The 651-nt window shown below is 73.0% G+C and carries 1 protein-coding gene; it reads right to left on the bottom strand.

All coding sequences use genetic code 11. The features are described from left to right. Positions 1-651 (bottom strand): PP2C family protein-serine/threonine phosphatase (locus tag EAO72_RS40080; protein ID WP_148022318.1); only part of this gene is annotated, 651 nt, incomplete at both ends.

The raw sequence follows: 651 nt of genomic DNA, 5'->3' as shown, positions 1-651 counted from the left end.
GGGGACCTGCCGGGACCGTGAGGCCATCACGGCGATGTCGTCCTCGGCGCCCGGGCCGAACCGCTCCAGCACCGCGTCCAGCAGTTCCTCCAGATCGCCGCTCTCCGGCAGGCTCAGTTCGCCGAGTCTGCCGACGGACACGTCGATGTCCTCGCCGCGCCGCTCCACCAGTCCGTCGGTGTACATGAACAGCACGGTGCCCGGTCCGCACTCCACCCTCGTCGTCCGGTAGCCGCCGAAGCCGGTGCCCAGCGGCGGGCCCGCCGGCACGTCGCCGAGCCAGGTTCCGGCCGGTCCGGGGTCGATGAGGAGCGGCGGCAGATGGCCGGCGCTCGACACCTCGCACAGCCCGCCGGACCGGTCGACCACGGCGAGCAGACAGGTCGCCGCCCGGTCGAGCCCGGACCGTTCGACCATCCGGTCGAGCTGCTCCAGGATGCGGTGCGGCGGCAGTTCCTCGTCGGCCAGCAGCCGCAGCAGCGAGCGGTAGTGGCTCATCGCGACGGCCGCCTCGACGCCGTGCCCCATCACATCGCCCATCGCCTTGAGGTGGCGGCCGTCGGGCAGCGGGATGACGTCGAACCAGTCGCCGCCGACCAGCACGCTCCGGTCGGCCGGCAGATAGCGGGTGGCGACCTCGATGTGCGGGTG

The organism is Streptomyces sp. OR43 (genome assembly GCF_008042275.1).
GTDB lineage: Bacteria > Actinomycetota > Actinomycetes > Streptomycetales > Streptomycetaceae > Streptomyces.
This window is presented reverse-complemented; position numbering and strand designations above follow the sequence as displayed.